The organism is Phenylobacterium sp. (genome assembly GCF_041920015.1).
Lineage (GTDB): Bacteria > Pseudomonadota > Alphaproteobacteria > Caulobacterales > Caulobacteraceae > Phenylobacterium.
Map to the genome: position 1 here is coordinate 1 of NZ_JAYRST010000073.1, position 15,816 is coordinate 15,816.

The 15,816-nt window shown below is 69.6% G+C and carries 17 protein-coding genes; 10 read left to right on the plus strand and 7 right to left on the minus strand.

The genetic code is table 11. The features are described from left to right. The 5 genes from addB to ACE3TL_RS13455 form a co-directional block, all read right to left on the minus strand. The coding region (addB, locus tag ACE3TL_RS13435) for a double-strand break repair protein AddB (RefSeq protein WP_374579188.1) at positions 1-1,962 on the minus strand (1,962 nt) is incomplete at its 3' end. 153 nt (positions 1,963-2,115) lie between these two features. Continuing rightward, the gene (locus ACE3TL_RS13440) at positions 2,116-2,826 is read right to left on the minus strand and encodes a nucleotidyltransferase family protein (RefSeq protein WP_374579189.1); all 711 of its coding nucleotides are present in this window, start codon (positions 2,824-2,826) and stop codon (positions 2,116-2,118) included. Then, positions 2,823-3,920 (minus strand): N-acetylmuramate/N-acetylglucosamine kinase AmgK, encoded by a 1,098-nt coding sequence (gene amgK, locus ACE3TL_RS13445; RefSeq protein WP_374579190.1) that lies wholly within the window; start codon positions 3,918-3,920, stop codon positions 2,823-2,825. The genes ACE3TL_RS13440 and amgK overlap by 4 nt, the downstream gene beginning before the upstream one ends. Next, entirely contained in the window at positions 3,898-4,380 is a 483-nt protein-coding gene (tsaE, locus tag ACE3TL_RS13450) for a tRNA (adenosine(37)-N6)-threonylcarbamoyltransferase complex ATPase subunit type 1 TsaE (RefSeq protein ID WP_374579191.1), read from the minus strand. Before tsaE ends, amgK begins: the two co-directional genes overlap by 23 nt. Then, positions 4,377-5,255, minus strand: a complete 879-nt coding sequence (locus ACE3TL_RS13455; RefSeq protein ID WP_374579192.1) for a GNAT family N-acetyltransferase — start codon at positions 5,253-5,255, stop codon at positions 4,377-4,379. Before ACE3TL_RS13455 ends, tsaE begins: the two co-directional genes overlap by 4 nt. 109 nt (positions 5,256-5,364) lie before the next feature. Between ACE3TL_RS13455 and ACE3TL_RS13460 the strand changes: the two genes are divergently transcribed. Together ACE3TL_RS13460 and ACE3TL_RS13465 are read left to right on the plus strand one after the other, a co-directional pair. After that, positions 5,365-6,879, plus strand: a complete 1,515-nt coding sequence (locus ACE3TL_RS13460) for a CoA-acylating methylmalonate-semialdehyde dehydrogenase (RefSeq protein ID WP_374579193.1) — start codon at positions 5,365-5,367, stop codon at positions 6,877-6,879. A 37-nt stretch (positions 6,880-6,916) separates the two neighbouring features. Beyond that, complete coding sequence (locus tag ACE3TL_RS13465) at positions 6,917-7,558, plus strand: hypothetical protein (protein WP_374579194.1); 642 nt, start codon at positions 6,917-6,919, stop codon at positions 7,556-7,558. On the opposite strand, the gene ACE3TL_RS13470 is transcribed toward ACE3TL_RS13465, so the two are convergent. Further along, on the minus strand, positions 7,555-7,770 hold the full coding sequence (locus tag ACE3TL_RS13470) for a hypothetical protein (RefSeq protein ID WP_374579195.1): 216 nt from the start codon (positions 7,768-7,770) through the stop codon (positions 7,555-7,557). The genes ACE3TL_RS13465 and ACE3TL_RS13470 overlap by 4 nt on opposite strands. 115 nt (positions 7,771-7,885) lie before the next feature. Here ACE3TL_RS13470 and zapE point away from each other — a divergent pair, with 115 nt between their 5' ends. After that, a complete protein-coding gene (zapE, locus tag ACE3TL_RS13475) occupies positions 7,886-9,001 on the plus strand; it encodes a cell division protein ZapE (protein ID WP_374579196.1) in 1,116 nt (371 codons plus the stop codon). Here zapE and ACE3TL_RS13480 read toward each other — a convergent pair. Continuing rightward, positions 8,998-9,894: a LysR substrate-binding domain-containing protein gene (locus tag ACE3TL_RS13480; RefSeq protein WP_374579197.1), complete on the minus strand. Its 897-nt coding sequence runs from the start codon at positions 9,892-9,894 to the stop codon at positions 8,998-9,000. The two genes, zapE and ACE3TL_RS13480, sit on opposite strands and share 4 nt — an antisense overlap. 183 nt (positions 9,895-10,077) lie before the next feature. Here ACE3TL_RS13480 and sdhC point away from each other — a divergent pair, with 183 nt between their 5' ends. From sdhC to ACE3TL_RS13515, 7 genes are all read left to right on the plus strand, one after another. Then, positions 10,078-10,476, plus strand: a complete 399-nt coding sequence (sdhC, locus tag ACE3TL_RS13485) for a succinate dehydrogenase, cytochrome b556 subunit (protein ID WP_374579198.1) — start codon at positions 10,078-10,080, stop codon at positions 10,474-10,476. After that, on the plus strand, positions 10,476-10,868 hold the full coding sequence (gene sdhD, locus ACE3TL_RS13490; protein WP_374579199.1) for a succinate dehydrogenase, hydrophobic membrane anchor protein: 393 nt from the start codon (positions 10,476-10,478) through the stop codon (positions 10,866-10,868). The genes sdhC and sdhD overlap by 1 nt, the downstream gene beginning before the upstream one ends. Positions 10,869-10,872: 4 nt before the next feature. Further along, positions 10,873-12,660: a succinate dehydrogenase flavoprotein subunit gene (gene sdhA / locus ACE3TL_RS13495; protein WP_374579200.1), complete on the plus strand. Its 1,788-nt coding sequence runs from the start codon at positions 10,873-10,875 to the stop codon at positions 12,658-12,660. A 62-nt stretch (positions 12,661-12,722) separates the two neighbouring features. Continuing rightward, positions 12,723-13,505: a succinate dehydrogenase iron-sulfur subunit gene (locus ACE3TL_RS13500; protein ID WP_374579201.1), complete on the plus strand. Its 783-nt coding sequence runs from the start codon at positions 12,723-12,725 to the stop codon at positions 13,503-13,505. A 79-nt stretch (positions 13,506-13,584) separates the two neighbouring features. Further along, a complete protein-coding gene (locus tag ACE3TL_RS13505) occupies positions 13,585-14,814 on the plus strand; it encodes an NAD(P)/FAD-dependent oxidoreductase (RefSeq protein ID WP_374579202.1) in 1,230 nt (409 codons plus the stop codon). A 20-nt stretch (positions 14,815-14,834) separates the two neighbouring features. Beyond that, entirely contained in the window at positions 14,835-15,155 is a 321-nt protein-coding gene (locus tag ACE3TL_RS13510; RefSeq protein WP_374534294.1) for a 2Fe-2S iron-sulfur cluster-binding protein, read from the plus strand. 65 nt (positions 15,156-15,220) lie between these two features. Next, the coding region (locus ACE3TL_RS13515; RefSeq protein WP_374579203.1) for a methyltransferase domain-containing protein at positions 15,221-15,816 on the plus strand (596 nt) is incomplete at its 3' end.

Sequence of the window (15,816 nt, forward strand, 5' to 3'; positions counted from 1 at the left end):
GACGACTTCCGGGGCGCAGGCGGCCTGGGCGAAGTCGTGGGCGGCCAGGCCCACGCGGCGCTCGGGCGGCGGCAGGCCCAGGCGCTCGCGCATCGGGCGCGAGAGGAACGGATCGAGCGGCGCGCCCTGCGGCCAGACCCCTTCCTCCAGCCCCGCGACCACCAGCCGGTCGGCCCGCGTCAGACGCGCCTCGATGGCCCCCAGGATGCGCAGCCGCGGATGGGTGGCCCCGCCGGTGCGCACGCTCTCGGTCGACATCAGCCCCGCCACCAGTTCGGCGAAGCCGCGGGGGGTGACGGGCGGCAGGCCGTCCGATTCCTCCATCAGCCCGGCCAGCAGGCGCCCCAGCGCCTCGCCGCCGTGCCCGGCCCAGAGCTCGCCGGTGTCGCCATGCTCGTCGGCGGCCAGGGTCTCCAGGGTTTGAGCCAGGCGGCGGGCGGCCTCCGCCGGAGGTTCGGCCTGATCGGCGAAGGCCAGGGCCGCGAGGGCGGCGCGCAGGCGCGGCGCAAGGCCTAGCGTGGGCTCAGCCGACTTGGCCGCCAGCCGCCGTTCCAGCACCTCCCAGCTCGCCGGCCGCGGCCCGCGCAGGCCGTGGCGTTCCAGGTCCGCAGCGGCGCTGGCCAGGTCCTCGGGCGGCAGGCCGAGCCGGACCAGCGGATGCTTCAGGATCGCCAGCAGCACGACCGGGTCGAGCGGATCGACCGTGGCGCGGGTGACGAGGCCCGCCAGCACGCCGCTCGGACAGCCCGACAGCGAGAGCCCGGCCGAAGAGTCGGCGGCCACGCCCCAGCGGGCCAGCTTGGCCGCCACGCGGCGGGCCAGGGTCTGGTCCGGGGCCACCAGGGCGGCGGTGCGATCCGGTTGGTCCAGGGTTTCGCGCAGCAGCAAGGCCGCGACGGTGGCGGCTTCTTCCTCCGCCTGGGCGCTGATGACCGAAAGGCCCGCCAGACCCTCGGCGATGGCGTCGACGCCGTCGGCCTGGCCCTCGTGGCGCAGGTTGTCGATCACCGACAGCCAGTCGGCGGTGCGTTCGGCCGGGCGCAGGGCCTCGTTGATGATCCGCCGCCGCCAGCGCCCCCGCGAATCCAGGGTGAAGGACGCCGGCCAGTCCATGACGTCCCGCCGCTCGACGCCGGCGCGGTGCAGCAGGCGGCGCATGGCGCCCTGCGGGTGCTGCTCGCCGACCTCGATCCAGGCGCGCTCGGCCAGGCTGTCGTCGAGGCCGGGCAGGACCACGCATCCGCGCGGGGCGGCGGCGATCACGGCCAGAAGGTCGGCGGTGGCCGGCGCGGTGCCGGTCGAGCCGGCGGCGATCAGCACGCCTTGCGGCGGGCGCTCGCTCCAGGCCTCGCCCAGCTTGCGCAGCAGAGCCACGCGCCGCTGCGAAACATCCACGAAACCAAGGTCCGCCAGGCGTCTGGGCCACTCGACCAGGGCCATCTCCAGGAACTCGCGGCTGATGCGCCAGTGTTCGGCGAGGTCGGCGCCCACCAACTCGGCCAGGCCTTCGCCCGACACCTCCTCGATCTGCAGGCTGTCGAGGAAGCTCCCCAGCGCCTCGGCCAGTTCGAGGGCGCCGGCGGCGTCGAGTTCGCGGCCGAGTTCGCGCTCGTGCGCCTTGACCAGCCGGGCCAGCTCGAAGCGGCGGCGCAGGGGGCCGATGGCGGCGGGCAGATCGACGGCCAGGTCGCCGGGCTCGAACGGCGGCTCGCCCTCGTCCAGGTCGCCCAGCGGCCGGATCTGCGGCGGCAACACCGCCCTGCCGCCGCCGGCCGCGATGAAGGCGTCGGCCAGGGCGCGCGCGCCACGCCGGGTGGGCGTGAGGATGATCGCCTGCGACAGCGCATCCGGCCCCTGCGGCGCCAGGGCCTCATAGATTCCCGCAGCCAGGTCCTGCACGAACGGCCGATGCGCCGGAATGCTGAACCACCGCGGGCCGGGCCGGGCGAAGAGGTCGGTCATGATCTCAAGATCCTCCCCTTTTGGGGGAGGTGGATCGATGCGCAGCATCGAGACGGAGGGGGTTCACCCCCGCTTGCTGGAGGTCAAAGTCCCCCTCAGTCGGCCATGTGGCCGACAGCTCCCCCAGAGGGGGAGCATCTAGGGAGCGCCCGCTCACCGTAGCTTCGCCTCGGCCGCCTCCCGCGCTGCGGGGTCGCCGACGTGCATCCAGAAGCCGTCCATCACCGCGCCGAACAGGCGGCCCCGTTCGGAGAGCCGCCACCAGACGGGCACGATGGAGAAGGCGCCGTCCGGCTCCCGGTCGAGGATTTGCGGCTTGAGGATCTGGAAGCCGACATTGGCGTAGGGCGTCGGCGGTTCGGGCTTGGCCGAATGGACCAGGCGACCGGCGTCGTCGCGGAAGAAGCCCTGCGGCCCCTCGAAGCCGATGCCATGGCCGCGGCGGACCAGCAGCAGGCAGAGGTCCATCAGCTCGGGGTTCCAGGCGGCCTCGAGGCTCTCCAGCGCCGGGGTCTGGCCTTCGATCCACAGGGAATCGATGTTGGCGACCATGATCGGATCGTCGCCCAGCAGGGCGCGCGCATGCTTGATCCCGCCGCCGGAGTCGAGCAGGGCGGCGCGCTCGTCGGAGATGCGGATCTCGATGTCCTTCCGCCCGGCCAAGTGCGCTTCCATCTGGTCGGCGAAGTGATGGACATTGACCACGGCGGTCTCGATCCCGGCCGCGACCAGCCGGTCCAGCACGTGGTCGATCAGCGGCTTGCCGGCGACGGCGACCAGCGCCTTCGGCGTGGTGTCGGTCAGCGGCCGCATGCGGGTGCCGAGACCCGCCGCCAACACCATGGCGGTCTTGATGCCGCTCATCGCCGCGCCTCGGGCGGCACGTGGCGGTCGAACCAGGCCTTGAGGCCGCCAAGCGCCGGGTCGGCCAGGCAGCGGTCCAGATAGCCCCACAACCGCGGCAGGAAGGCTTCGTAGCGCGGCTTGCCGTCGCGGGTCGTCAGGCGGGCGAAGATGCCGATGATCCGCACGATGTTGAGCGCCCCGAGCGCATGGTAGTCGGCCAGGAACTGCGCGGGGTCCAGGCCGGGCCGCAAGGCGAAGTAGCGGTCCAGGCACCGGGCTTCCAGCGTCGGCGAGATGTCGCGCCTTGCATCGTGCAGCAGCATGGACATGTCCCAGGCCGGGTGGGCGACGACCGCGTCCTGGAAATCCAGCAGGCCGACCCGCGCCGCGCCGGCGCGATCGGGAAGCCAGATCAGGTTCTCGGCGTGATAGTCGCGATGGCAGAACACCGTGGCGCCTTCCGCCCCGCGAGCGCGGATCGGGGCCCAGACGGCTTCCCACTCAGCCAAAGCCTGGTCGGTGAAGTCGAGTTCGGGACGCAGCCGGGGCAGCCATTCGGGAAGGATGTCGCCCGCGGTCTTTAAGGCCAGGTCGTCATAGCTGAGCAGAGGCCAGGACAGGCCTTGCGCCTCCAGCCGCGCAGGCGGCGTCACCGAATGCAGCAGGACCAGCGTCGCGATGGCGTCGTCATAGAGCGGCGCCTCGTCCTGGCCGGCTTCGATCAGCCGCGCGAACAGGTCGTCGCCCAGGTCCTCCAGCACCGCAAGGCCGTTCGGAGCGTCATGGGCGAGGATGGCCGGCGCCGACAGCCCCTGGGCGCGCAGCCACTCGGCGATCGTCACGAAGGCCTCCACCCGGCCGGCGGCCAGGCGGGCCAGGGCGTTGTAGCCGGCCGCCTTGCGTTCCTCGCCCGTGGCGTTCGGCGGGCAGGGCGCGGTTTCGGCCGAGGGCGGCTGGTCCATGAAGATCAGGCTGGCGCCGCCCGGCATGTACAGGCGTTCGTAGGCGCGGGTGGAGGCGTCGCCGCTCAGCGGCTCGCGACGGGCCTGGCCGTAGCCGTGCGCCTCCAGGAACTGCGCCTTGCGGCGTTCACGGTCGGAACTCAAGCCCACGTCCTTCCCACGCGCCGGCGGGAACCAGCCTGGCGCGGCGCGCTTCCCCGCCGTCTGGCGATTCGTCGACCACGATCTCTACATCAAGTCGATCGGCGGGCAGATGGCCCTCCAGCCGCTCGGGCCATTCGATCACCGTCGCCCCGTCCTCCAGGGCCTCGTCCAGGCCGATCTCATAGGCCTCGTCGGACGAGGAGAGGCGGTAGAGATCGAAGTGCGCGACCTTCAGGCGCGGACCCTCGTAGAACTGGACGAGGGTGAAGGTCGGGCTCGGCACGTCCTCGCCGGGCGTGGTCAGGGCGCGGACCAGGGCGCGGGCCAGGGTCGATTTGCCCGCCCCCAGCGGTCCGGTCAGGCAGATCGCCTCGTGCGGCTTCAATTCGGCGGCGATGGCCGCGCCCAGGCGGGCAGTGGCCGCTTCGTCGTCCAGGCGGAACTCGCCCTCGGCAGGGGTGATCATGCAAAGGCCCTTCCCGGATCGCCTGGCAGCACGCGCTCGACATAGGCCTTGAGCGCCAAGGTCGCCTCCGCGGCGTCGGCGTCCAGCGCGCCCGGCGCGATCGGCGGCCCGATGGTCAGGGCGAAGCTGCGGCCGCGCTTGTTGAGCAGCTCGTGGAACAGGGTGATGTCCCGCAACTCCTGGGAGAAGCGGTTGAAGAAGTGGAACAGAGTCGACCAGGGCCCGGCCAGGTGCATCGGCACCACCGGCGCATCGTACTTGCGGGCCAGCGAGATCGCCGTCGCCATCCATTCGGGATCGGACAGCACGCCGTCCGGCCCCCGCCGGGCCAGGCGCCCGGCCGGGAAGATCATCAGCGGCCGCTCCTCCTCCATGGCCTGGCGGGTGAGCTGCAGGGTCAGGCGGGTCCGCTCGCGAGTGCGCTTCTCCTCCACCCATTCGACGGGGATCAGCACCTCGTCGAAGCGCGGCGCGACGCGGTGGGCGTCGGAATTGGCGTAGAAGCAGATATCCGGCCGCAGCGGGCGGATCGCGTCATAGACCGCCACGCCGTCGGCGATGCCGGTCGGATGGTTGCAGATCAGCAGGGCGCGTCCCGAACTCGGCACATGCTCCAGCCCGCGCGCCTGAACCTTCACGGCCAGCAGATCGGAGACATAGTCCAGCGCCGCACGACCGGGCAGGGGCGCGATGGCGTCGGCCATGGCGCGGGCCTTGCCGTAGTCGAGCATCCGATAGAGCGGCGGGCGCGCCAGCGGCCAAAGCGGCCCGCCCGACAGCCGCGGCGCGCGCTCGGCGATCAACACGTCGATGATGTGATCGTGATAGGCGCTCTTCGCAGGCGCGTCGGCGGCGGTAGGGGCGAGGGTCGTCATCGCCGGCCAGAATGCGACGGCAGCCCCCTCGCGGGCAAGCTGGCCGCGGCGCCGCCTGCCCCGGCGTCAGGACTACCCACCCGGCCCGCGCGGGCCTAAAAAGGCGATCATGCGCGACATTCAGCATTTCATCGCCGGCAAGGCCCAGGCTGGCGCTCCGGGCCGCTTCGGCGAGGTCTTCGACCCCAATACTGGGGAGGTGCAGGCGAAGGTCGCCCTGGCCACGCCCGTCGAGCTGGACGGCGCGGTGCAGGCGGGGCTGGCGGCCCAGCCGGCCTGGGCGGCGACCAATCCCCAGCGCCGGGCGCGGGTGATGTTCGAGTTCAAGCGCCTGGTCGAGGCGCACATGGACGAACTGGCCGCCCTGCTGTCGTCCGAGCACGGCAAGGTGATCGCCGACTCGCGCGGCGACGTGCAGCGCGGGCTGGAGGTGATCGAGTTCGCCTGCGGAATCCCGCACGCCCTGAAAGGCGAATACACCGAAGGCGCCGGCCCCGGCATCGACGTCTATTCGATGCGCCAGCCGCTGGGCGTGGTCGCCGGGATCACCCCGTTCAACTTTCCGGCCATGATCCCGATGTGGATGTTCGGGGTCGCCATTGCAGTGGGCAACACCTTCATCCTCAAGCCGTCGGAAAAGGACCCCAGCGTCCCGGTGCGGCTGGCCGAGCTGTTCATGGAAGCGGGTGCGAACCTCGGCATGGACCTGGCCGGCGTGCTGAACGTGGTGCATGGCGACAAGGCGGCGGTGGACGCCATACTGGAGCATCCGGCCATCGCGGCGGTCAGCTTCGTCGGCTCGTCCGACATCGCCCATTACGTCTACCGGACCGGGACGGCGAACGGGAAGCGCGTCCAGGCCATGGGCGGCGCCAAGAACCACGGGATCGTCATGCCCGACGCCGACCTCGATCAGACGGTCAAGGACCTGGTCGGCGCGGCCTACGGCTCGGCGGGCGAGCGTTGCATGGCGCTTCCGGTGGTCGTGCCGGTGGGCGCCAAAACCGCCGATGCGATCCGCGAGCGCGTCCAGGCCGAACTGGAGACCCTGAAGGTCGGCGTCTCGACCGATGCGGCGGCCCAGTACGGCCCGGTGGTCAGCGCGGCCCATCGCCGGAAGATCGCCGACTACATCCAGGTCGGGGTCGACGAGGGCGCCGAGCTGGTGATCGACGGCCGCGGTTTCTCGCTGCAGGGCTATGAACAGGGCTTCTTCATCGGCCCCAGCCTGTTCGACCAGGTCCGGCCCGGCATGAAGACCTATGAGGAGGAGATCTTCGGCCCGGTGCTGCAGATCGTCCGCGCCGAGAGCTTCGAGGAGGCCCTGGCCCTGCCGTCCAGCCATCAGTACGGCAACGGCGTGGCCATCTTCACCCGTAACGGCCGCGCCGCGCGCGAGTTCGCCGCCCGGGTCAATGTCGGCATGGTCGGGATCAACGTGCCGATCCCGGTGCCGGTCGCCTATCACACCTTCGGCGGCTGGAAGCGCAGCGCCTTCGGCGATGCGAACCAGCACGGCATGGAGGGCGTGCGGTTCTGGACCAAGGTCAAGACGGTCACCGCCCGCTGGCCCGAGGGCGACGCCCACGCCGATTCGGCCTTCGTCATTCCCACCATGCAGTGATGGCCCTACTCTGCCGCCAAAGCACGGCGGAGGTTCGATGAAGCGGTTCCAGTTGTGGGCGGTCCTGATCCTGATCGCCGCCGTGGCGGGCGGCGGCGGATGGGCCTGGTGGAATTACGACCTGCGCTGGCGGCCCAAGACCATCACCCATCACCAGGACGAGATCGCCAGGATTCTCGAAACTTCCGGCTGGGTTTCGCCCGGCAAGACCGGGCCGAAGCTCTACATGGTCTCGTTCCGCACCTGCCCGGACTGCGTGCGCTACATGGCCGAGGAGTTTCCGCTCCTGCAGGCCGCCGAGGTCGACACCCGGGTGATCGAGATCGCACGGCGCGACTATAACGGCGTGCCCAAGTCGACCGCAGCCGAACGCGCCACCGTGGCCGAGCTCTGGCTGAACCGCTCCTGGGCGCTGCTGCAACGGTGGGAAGCGACGCCGGCCGAGGCCTGGACCGCGGCGGGGATCGCCCCGGCCGACGGCGACATGGCCCGCACCGCGGTGGTCGAGGCGGGCCGCAAGATGGTCGACGATCTCCAGCCCCTGCTGAAGGCCAACGGGATCAACTTCGCCTATCCGACCCTGATCTGGTGGACCAAGGACGGCAAGATGCGCGGCTGCGCCTGCGAGAAGCGCGAAACCTACCGATACGTGCGCCAGGAACTGGGGTTGAAAAGCTAGCCCGAGAACGGGCGCCCGCTGACGATGTCCTTGCTGCGGCGACGGGTCTTGGCGCCGTGCTCGCGGTCGGCGGGATGGGGTTCGGCGCGGCGGCCGGCGCCTTTGCGTCCGCCCTCGACCTCGAATTCCAGGCTGTCCAGTTCGGCGGGGGTGAGGTCGGGCTCGGAGCGGAGGGATGCGGTCGGATCGACGCGACTGTCTTTCGCGGCCATGGCGGCGGACTCCATTACGCAGGATACGACCGAACCAACCCGCGAGCGCGCCGCGGCGTTCCCTCGCCCGCGCGTTCTGCTTGAGGCCAGCGCCAGCCCAGGCTAGGCGGAGGCGATGCCGTCGCCCTTGCAAGCCGCCTATGACGCCCGCCTGGCGCAGGGCGAGATTCGTCCAGACCCGGCCCAGGCCGCCGCCCTGGCCGCCCTCGTGCGGCTGGAGGGCGACCTCGCCTCCGCCGAGCCGAGCGGCTTTACGGCCTTCTTCAGGAAGCCGGAGAGCCAGCGCGGGGTCTATCTGGTCGGGCCGGTCGGGCGCGGGAAGTCCATGCTGATGGATCTCTTCTTCGCCAATGCGCCGGTGGAGAAGAGGCGGCGCGTCCATTTCCATGTCTTCATGGGCGAGATTCACCGGCTGATCGACGCCTGGCGCAAGGGCGACGCGGCCGCCCGCAAGACCAGGTTCGGCCAGCACAAGGGCGACGATCCGATCCCCCCGGTGGCGGACGTGGTCGCCGGCCAGGCCCGGCTGCTCTGTTTCGACGAATTCCAGGTCACCGATATCGCCGACGCCATGATCCTGGGACGGTTGTTCGAGGCGCTGTTCGCGCGCGGCGTGACCTTGGTCGCGACGTCCAACCGCACCCCCGACCAGCTCTACAAGGACGGCATCAACCGCCAGCTCTTCCTGCCGTTCATTGAACTGCTGAAAAGCCGGGTCGAGGTGGTGAGCGTGGCCGGTCCGCACGACTACCGGCTCGACCGCTTGCGGGCGGCGGGAACCTGGTTCTCGCCCAACGATCCCGACAACGCCCGCAGCTTCATGGCCCTGTGGCGCGACATGCTGGGCGGCGAGGACGAGGTCGGCGAGACCCTGGAGGTGCTGGGCCGCAAGATCCATCTGCCCCACGCCCAGGGCGGCCAGGTGCGCGCCAGCTTCGCCAGCCTCTGCGCCGTGGCCCTAGGGCCGAACGACTACCTGGCCATCGCCGAGCGGTTCCACACGGTCTTTCTGGAGGACGTGCTCAAGCTGACCCCGGCGCGGCGCGAGGAGGCGCGGCGGTTCGTGATCCTGATCGACGCGCTCTACGAAGCCCGCGCCAAGCTGATCGTCCTGGCGCAGGCCGAGCCCACCGCCCTCTATCCCGAGGGCGACGGCGCCTTCGAGTTCGAGCGCACCGCCTCGCGCCTGCAGGAGATGCGCTCGGCCGACTGGCTGGAAGAGAACGGCTAGAGAGGCGCCCTGCCGGCCCCCAGGCTGTCGACCAGTTCGCGGGCGTAGGGGGCCAGGCCCTCCAGGCTGCGCACGCAGATGGTCAGTTCGCGCCGGGCCCAGTCGTCGGTGAGGTCGATGACCGCCAGGGCCATGGTGCGGGCGGCGCGGCGGGCGGTGGTCTCCGGCACTATGCCGATACCGACGCCGCACTCGACCAGCCGGCAGACGGCGTCGAAGCTGCGGAGCTGCACGCGCAGCCGTAGGGGCTTTCCTTCCCGCCCGGCCTTGGCCAGGAGGAAGCGTTGCAGCGAACTGGCGCGGTCGAGCCCCACCAGGTCGTAGTCGAGCACGTCGGCGAAGGTCATGGCCTGGCGCTGGGCCAGCGGGTTCATGGCGCCGGCCACCACCACGAAGCGGTCCGAGCGGAAGGGAAAGGTCTGCAGGCTGCCCATGTCGACCGTGCCGGCGACGATGCCGATGTCGCCCACGCCTTCGGCCACCAGCCCGACGATCTCGTCGGAGAGCCGTTCCTCCAGATTGATGCTGACGTGCGGGTGCTCGGCCAGGAAGCGGCTCAAGGCCTCGGGCAGGAATTCGGTCAGGGCGTTGGTGTTGGCCAGCAGTCGCACCTCGCCCGAGAGCCCCCCGGCATAGGCGCCCAGGTCCTCGCGCAGCCGTGCGGTCTGGGAGAGGATGGTGCGGGCGTGCTTGAGCAGGGTGCGGCCGGCTGGGGTCGGGGTCACGCCCTGGCGCGAGCGTTCCAGCAGCGGCGCGCCCAGCGCCTCCTCCATGTTGCGGATGCGGGTGGAGGCGGCGGCGAGCGCCAGGGCGCAGCGCTCGGCCCCGCGGGTGATCGAACCGGCGTCCGTCACCTCGCAGAACAGCCTCAGATCTGTCAGGTCGAACCGCATCCTTCGTCTCCCGCGAAGGATGATTACGGGAAAGACGCATTGCATCACAGGAAAAAGCGCTGAAACTTCGGCGCTGGCGAAGGGGAGGTCGCAGCTCAAAAGACTGGGCTCGGACTGCGCCTTCGTTGACACCCGAAGGCGGCGGCTTAAAAGCGGAGCCGCTTCTTCCAGCTTGGAACGTCCATGACCTACGCCCCCCGCGAACGGCCGCTTTCGCCGCACACGACGATATGGCGCTGGCACGTGACCATGGTCACGTCGATCATGCACCGCGCCAGCGGTTGCGCCCTCTATGGCGGCGGCCTGCTGCTGGCCCTGTGGGCGCTGTGCCTAGCGGCCGGGCCGGAGGCCTATGGGACGTTCAAGGCGATCCTCGGCTCGTTCCCGGGCAAGATCGTGATGTTCGGCCTGACCCTGTCGGCCTTCTTCCACCTGGCCAAGGGCGTTCAGCACCTGATCTGGGACGTTGGCCGCGGCTACAAGGTGCAGACCGCCAGCATGGGCGCGATGGTCTGCATCGCCTTCGCCATCGCCGCGACCGTGGTCGTCTGGATCATCGCCGCCATGACCGGAGCGCTCTGATGTCGGATTTCCGCACCGCCCTTAGCCGCGCCCGCGGCCTCGGCGCCGCCAAGCATGGCGTCGGCCACTGGATTTCCGAGCGTGTCTCGGCCGCCGCGCTCGTGCCGCTGCTGCTGTGGGGCGTCTTCGCCGTCCTGCAGCTCGCGCGCCTCGACTATGCCGGCGCGGTCGCCTGGCTGCAGTCCTCGCTGGTGAACCCGACCCTGCTGGTCCTGCTGGTGGTGACCTCGTACCTGCACATGAGCGCGGGCCTGCGCGTGGTCATCGAGGACTACATCGAAAACAACCTGAACCGCGCGGCTCTGCTGCTGCTCAACCTCTTCGCCTGCGTGCTGTTCGGCGCCCTGGCGGTGTTCTCCATTCTCAAGGTCGCGCTGGGAGGCGCTGTCTGATCCCATGGCGAGCTACGAGTTCATCGATCACAAGTTCGACGTGGTGGTGGTCGGGGCCGGCGGCTCCGGCCTGCGCGCGGCGCTGGGCTGCGCCCAGGCCGGCCTGAAGACGGCCTGCATCACCAAGGTCTTCCCGACCCGCTCCCATACCGTCGCCGCCCAGGGCGGCATCTCGGCCAGCCTCGGCAATATGGGCCAGGACGACTGGCGCTGGCACATGTACGACACCGTCAAGGGGTCGGACTGGCTGGGCGACCAGGACGCGATCGAATACCTGTGCCGCAACGCGCCGGCCGCGGTCTACGAGCTGGAACACTGGGGCGTGCCCTTCTCGCGCACGCCTGAGGGCAAGATCTACCAGCGCGCCTTCGGCGGCATGACCCGCAACTTCGGCGAGGCCCCGATCCAGCGCACCTGCGCGGCGGCCGACCGCACCGGCCACGCCATGCTGCACACCATGTACGGCCAGAGCCTGGCGCACGACACCGAGTTCTTCATCGAGTACTTCGCCCTCGACCTGATCATGGACGAAGGCGTCTGCCGCGGCGTGACGGCGTGGAAGCTCGACGACGGCACCCTGCATCGCTTCCAGGCCCAGCAGGTCATTCTCGCCACCGGCGGCTACGGCCGCGCCTACTTCTCGGCCACCAGCGCCCATACCTGCACCGGCGACGGCGGCGGCATGGCCCTGCGCGCCGGCCTGCCGCTGCAGGACATGGAGTTCGTGCAGTTCCACCCGACCGGCATCTACGGCGCCGGCTGCCTGATCACCGAAGGCGCCCGCGGCGAGGGCGGCTATCTGACCAATTCCGAGGGCGAGCGCTTCATGGAGCGCTATGCGCCGTCCGTGAAGGACCTGGCCCCGCGCGACATGGTCAGCCGCGCCATGACCATCGAGATCCGCGAAGGCCGCGGCGTGGGCCCGAAGAAGGACCACATCTTCCTGCACCTCGATCACCTCGATCCGAAGATGCTGGCCGAACGCCTGCCGGGCATTTCGGAAAGCGCCAAGATCTTCGCCGGCGTCGACGTGACCAAGGAGCCGATCCCCGTCCTGCCGACCGTGCACTACAACATGGGCGGCATCCCCACGAACTTCTTCTCCGAAGTCGTGACCCGCGACGGCGACAACCCCGACAAGGTGGTTCCGGGCCTGATGGCGGTGGGCGAGGCGGCCTGCGTGTCGGTGCACGGCGCCAACCGCCTGGGCTCCAACTCGCTGATCGACCTGGTGGTGTTCGGCCGCTCGGCGGCCTTGCGCTGCGCCGACACCATCAAGGCCGGCGCGACCCAGCCGGAGCTGAAGCCGGCGATGACCGACGGCCACCTGGCCCGCTTCGACCGCTTCCGCAACGCCAACGGCGGCACGCCCACCGCGGCCCTGCGTCTGGAGATGCAGCAAGCCATGCAGGAGGACGCCGCGGTGTTCCGCACCACCGAGGCCTTGTCCTCGGGCGTCAAGCGCCTGGAGGCCGTCCACGCCAAGCGTCCGGACCTCAAGGTCAGCGACCGCGGCCTGATCTGGAACACCGACCTGCTCGAAACCCTCGAGCTGGACAACCTGATCGGCCAGGCGACCGTCACCGTCGTCGGCGCGCACAACCGCACCGAAAGCCGCGGCGCCCACGCGCATGAAGACTATCCGGATCGCAACGACGAACAGTGGATGAAGCACACCCTCGCCTGGTTCGACGACGCCACCGGCAAGGTGCGTCTCGATGACCGGCCGGTGCACAGCTACACCATGACCAACGACATCGCCTACATCCCGCCGAAGGCGCGGGTCTACTAAGGCGGCCCGATGTCCCGTTCGATCCCCCTGTTCAACGCCTCCGCGCGCAAGGAAAGCGTCTGATGGTCCAGCTCGCCCTGCCGAAGAACTCCCGCGTCCAGAAGGGCCGCCATTTTGCGGCCCCGGCCGGCGCCAAGAACGTCAAGACGTTCCGCATCTATCGCTATGATCCCGAAGGGACTGAGAACCCGCGCTGGGACACCTACGACGTGGATATCGACGCCTGCGGCCCGATGGTCCTGGACGTCCTGATCCACATCAAAAACAACGTCGACTCGACGCTGGCCTTCCGCCGCTCCTGCCGTGAAGGCGTCTGCGGTTCGTGCGCCATGAACATCGGCGGGCGCAACACGCTCGCCTGCACCCATGGCCACGACGAGGTTCCCGGCTCGGCCTGCCAGATCAGCCCGCTGCCGCACATGCCGGTGGTCAAGGACCTGATCCCCGACCTGACGCTGTTCTATGCGCAATACGCCTCGATCGAGCCGTGGCTGCACACCACCACGCCCGAGCCGCAGAAGGAATGGCGTCAGACTCCGGAGGACCGCGAGAAGCTGGACGGCCTCTACGAGTGCATCCTCTGCGCCTGCTGCTCGACCTCGTGCCCCAGCTACTGGTGGAACGGCGAGAAATACCTGGGCCCGGCGGCCCTGCTGCACGCCTATCGCTGGCTGATCGACAGCCGCGACGAGGCGACCGGCGAGCGCTTGGACGAGCTGGAAGACCCCTTCAAGCTCTATCGCTGCCACACCATCATGAACTGCGCCCAGGTTTGCCCGAAGGGACTGAATCCCGCCAAGGCGATCGGCGAGATCAAGAAGATGCTGGTGGATCGCGTCATCTGACGCTCTTTTAGAGAGGGCGAGCGATCCGAACTGCGTTTGGAAAGTTGACGCCGCCGTCACTTTTCTGCATGGGGCTTATATGAGCCAATCGGACGCGCATGTGGTGATCCTTGGAGCAGGCCATGCCGGCGGCACGGCCGCGGCCCTGCTCCGTCAGTATGGCCATTCCGGCCCCATTACGATGATCGGCGAGGAGTCGATCCCGCCCTATCAGCGACCGCCGCTGTCCAAGGCCTGGCTGAAGGGCGAGGCGGACGCCGACTCCCTGGCGCTCAAGCCGCTGGAATTCTACGCCGAGCAGAACATCGACTTCCGGCCGAACCTGAAGGCCGTGAAGCTGGCCCGGTCGGACAAGACCGTGACCCTGTCGGACGGCTCCACCGTCGCCTACGACATCCTGATCATCGCTACCGGCATGCGGCCGATCCGCCTGCCGATCGAGGGCGCGGACCTGGCCGGGGTCCTGACCCTGCGCTCGGCCGCCGACGCCGAGGCGATCAAGGCCGCCCTCGGCCCGGGCAAGCGCCTGGCCATCGTCGGCGGCGGCTATATCGGGCTGGAGGTCGCCGCCTCGGCCCGCGCCCTGGGCGCCGACGCCGTGGTGATCGAGCGCGAGGCGCGCATCCTGGCCCGCAGCGCCTGCGAGCCGCTGTCCAACTTCTTCCGCGACTATCACCTGGCCCGTGGGGTCGAGTTCGTGCTGGGCGCGGGTGTGGCCGGCTTCGTCGGCCATGACGGCAAGGTCAGCGGCGTGCGCCTGGCCGACGGCCGGGTGATCGACTGCGACGTGGTGCTGATGGGCGTCGGCGCGGTCCCGAACGACGAGATCGCCCGCGACGCCGGCCTGGAATGCGCCCGCGGCGTCGTGGTCGACCTGGAGGCCCGCACCGCCGATCCGGCGGTCTTCGCCGTCGGCGACGTCACCCACCGCCCTATGCCGCATTACGACCGCATGTTCGGCCCGGAGAGCGTGCCCAGCGCCCTGGAGCAGGCCAAGCAGGCCGCCAGCGCGATCACCGGCCGCGCCCCGCCCTCGCCCGAGGTGCCGTGGAACTGGTCCGACCAGTACGACATCAAGCTGCAGATCGCCGGACTGCCGTTCGACGCCGACCGCGTGCTGCTGCGCGGGGACCCGGCCAGCGGCAAGTTCGCCGTGTTCCACCTGAAGGGAGATCAGGTGCAATCGGTGGAGGCGATCAATTCGCCCCCCGAATTCATGATGGGCAAACAGCTCATCGCCAACCGCAAGCCGGTCGATCCGGCCAAGCTTGCCGATCCGACGGTTTCCATGAAAGAGGTCGCCGCCTGAAGGGCGACGGAGGGGAGTGAATGGCCAAGATCACCTATATCGAGCATGACGGCACAGAACACGTCGTCGATGTGAAGAATGGCCTGACGGTCATGGAAGGCGCGGTGAAGAACAACATCCCGGGCATCGACGCCGACTGCGGCGGCGCCTGCGCCTGCGCGACCTGCCACGTCTATGTGGACGAAGCCTGGCAGGGCAAGACCGGCTCGACCTCGGCCATGGAGGACTCGATGCTCGACTTCGCCGAGAACGTCGAGCCGAACAGCCGCCTGTCTTGCCAGATCAAGGTCAGCGACGAGCTCGACGGCCTGGTCGTGCGGATGCCGGAAAGCCAGCACTAAGCCCAACGGGCCTGTGTTATAGCCCGGTCCGGCTGCGCAAGGCGCCGGACCGGAGACTGCTGCCAGTGGACGAAAGCGTAACTGCGCCCGATCTGTCGTTCGATCGGGTCGAGCCCGTCGTTTCGGGATTCATCGACGACTACCTGCGCCTGCATGACCTCGATCCGCAGCGCTTCCGCGCCCGGCCGCTGCCGGGCCGCGACGAGATGTTCTTCAAGGCGATCCTGCCGAACTACGAGTTCGACGCCTCCATCTCCGCCTTCAAGTTCGTGGAATCGACCGTCCGCCTGGGCGAGGCCTATCGCCAGCTCGTCGAGGGCGTGTTCGGCGGGTTCGACCGGGTCGGACCGGTGCTCGACTTCGCCTCCGGCTGGGGGCGCCTGACCCGTTATCTGGAACAGCGCCTGCCGGTCTCGCAGATCAGCGTGGCGGACATCTATCACGACGCTATCGACTGGCAGGTGTCGACCTTCGGCGTCACCGGCCTGCATTCGGCCAAGGACCCGGCCCGGTTCGACCATTCCGGGCGCCACGACATCGTGCTGGCCGGCTCGATGTTCTCTCACCTGCCCGAAGGCCTGTTCCATGCCTGGCTCGCCAAGCTCCACAGCCTGGTCTCGGCGCGCGGGGTCCTGGCTTTCAGCGTCCACGACGAAGCCAT

What these genes read in the sequence shown, in the direction of transcription:
- ACE3TL_RS13440 (WP_374579189.1), bottom strand. Translation starts at nt 2,826, where the DNA reads ATGAGCGGCATCAAGACCGCCATGGTGTTGGCGGCGGGTCTCGGCACC.
- tsaE (WP_374579191.1), bottom strand. Translation starts at nt 4,380, where the DNA reads ATGATCACCCCTGCCGAGGGCGAGTTCCGCCTGGACGACGAAGCGGCC.
- ACE3TL_RS13455 (WP_374579192.1), bottom strand. Translation starts at nt 5,255, where the DNA reads ATGACGACCCTCGCCCCTACCGCCGCCGACGCGCCTGCGAAGAGCGCC.
- ACE3TL_RS13460 (WP_374579193.1), top strand. Translation starts at nt 5,365, where the DNA reads ATGCGCGACATTCAGCATTTCATCGCCGGCAAGGCCCAGGCTGGCGCT.
- ACE3TL_RS13465 (WP_374579194.1), top strand. Translation starts at nt 6,917, where the DNA reads ATGAAGCGGTTCCAGTTGTGGGCGGTCCTGATCCTGATCGCCGCCGTG.
- ACE3TL_RS13470 (WP_374579195.1), bottom strand. Translation starts at nt 7,770, where the DNA reads ATGGCCGCGAAAGACAGTCGCGTCGATCCGACCGCATCCCTCCGCTCC.
- zapE (WP_374579196.1), top strand. Translation starts at nt 7,886, where the DNA reads ATGCCGTCGCCCTTGCAAGCCGCCTATGACGCCCGCCTGGCGCAGGGC.
- ACE3TL_RS13480 (WP_374579197.1), bottom strand. Translation starts at nt 9,894, where the DNA reads ATGCGGTTCGACCTGACAGATCTGAGGCTGTTCTGCGAGGTGACGGAC.
- sdhC (WP_374579198.1), top strand. Translation starts at nt 10,078, where the DNA reads ATGACCTACGCCCCCCGCGAACGGCCGCTTTCGCCGCACACGACGATA.
- sdhD (WP_374579199.1), top strand. Translation starts at nt 10,476, where the DNA reads ATGTCGGATTTCCGCACCGCCCTTAGCCGCGCCCGCGGCCTCGGCGCC.
- sdhA (WP_374579200.1), top strand. Translation starts at nt 10,873, where the DNA reads ATGGCGAGCTACGAGTTCATCGATCACAAGTTCGACGTGGTGGTGGTC.
- ACE3TL_RS13500 (WP_374579201.1), top strand. Translation starts at nt 12,723, where the DNA reads ATGGTCCAGCTCGCCCTGCCGAAGAACTCCCGCGTCCAGAAGGGCCGC.
- ACE3TL_RS13505 (WP_374579202.1), top strand. Translation starts at nt 13,585, where the DNA reads ATGAGCCAATCGGACGCGCATGTGGTGATCCTTGGAGCAGGCCATGCC.
- ACE3TL_RS13510 (WP_374534294.1), top strand. Translation starts at nt 14,835, where the DNA reads ATGGCCAAGATCACCTATATCGAGCATGACGGCACAGAACACGTCGTC.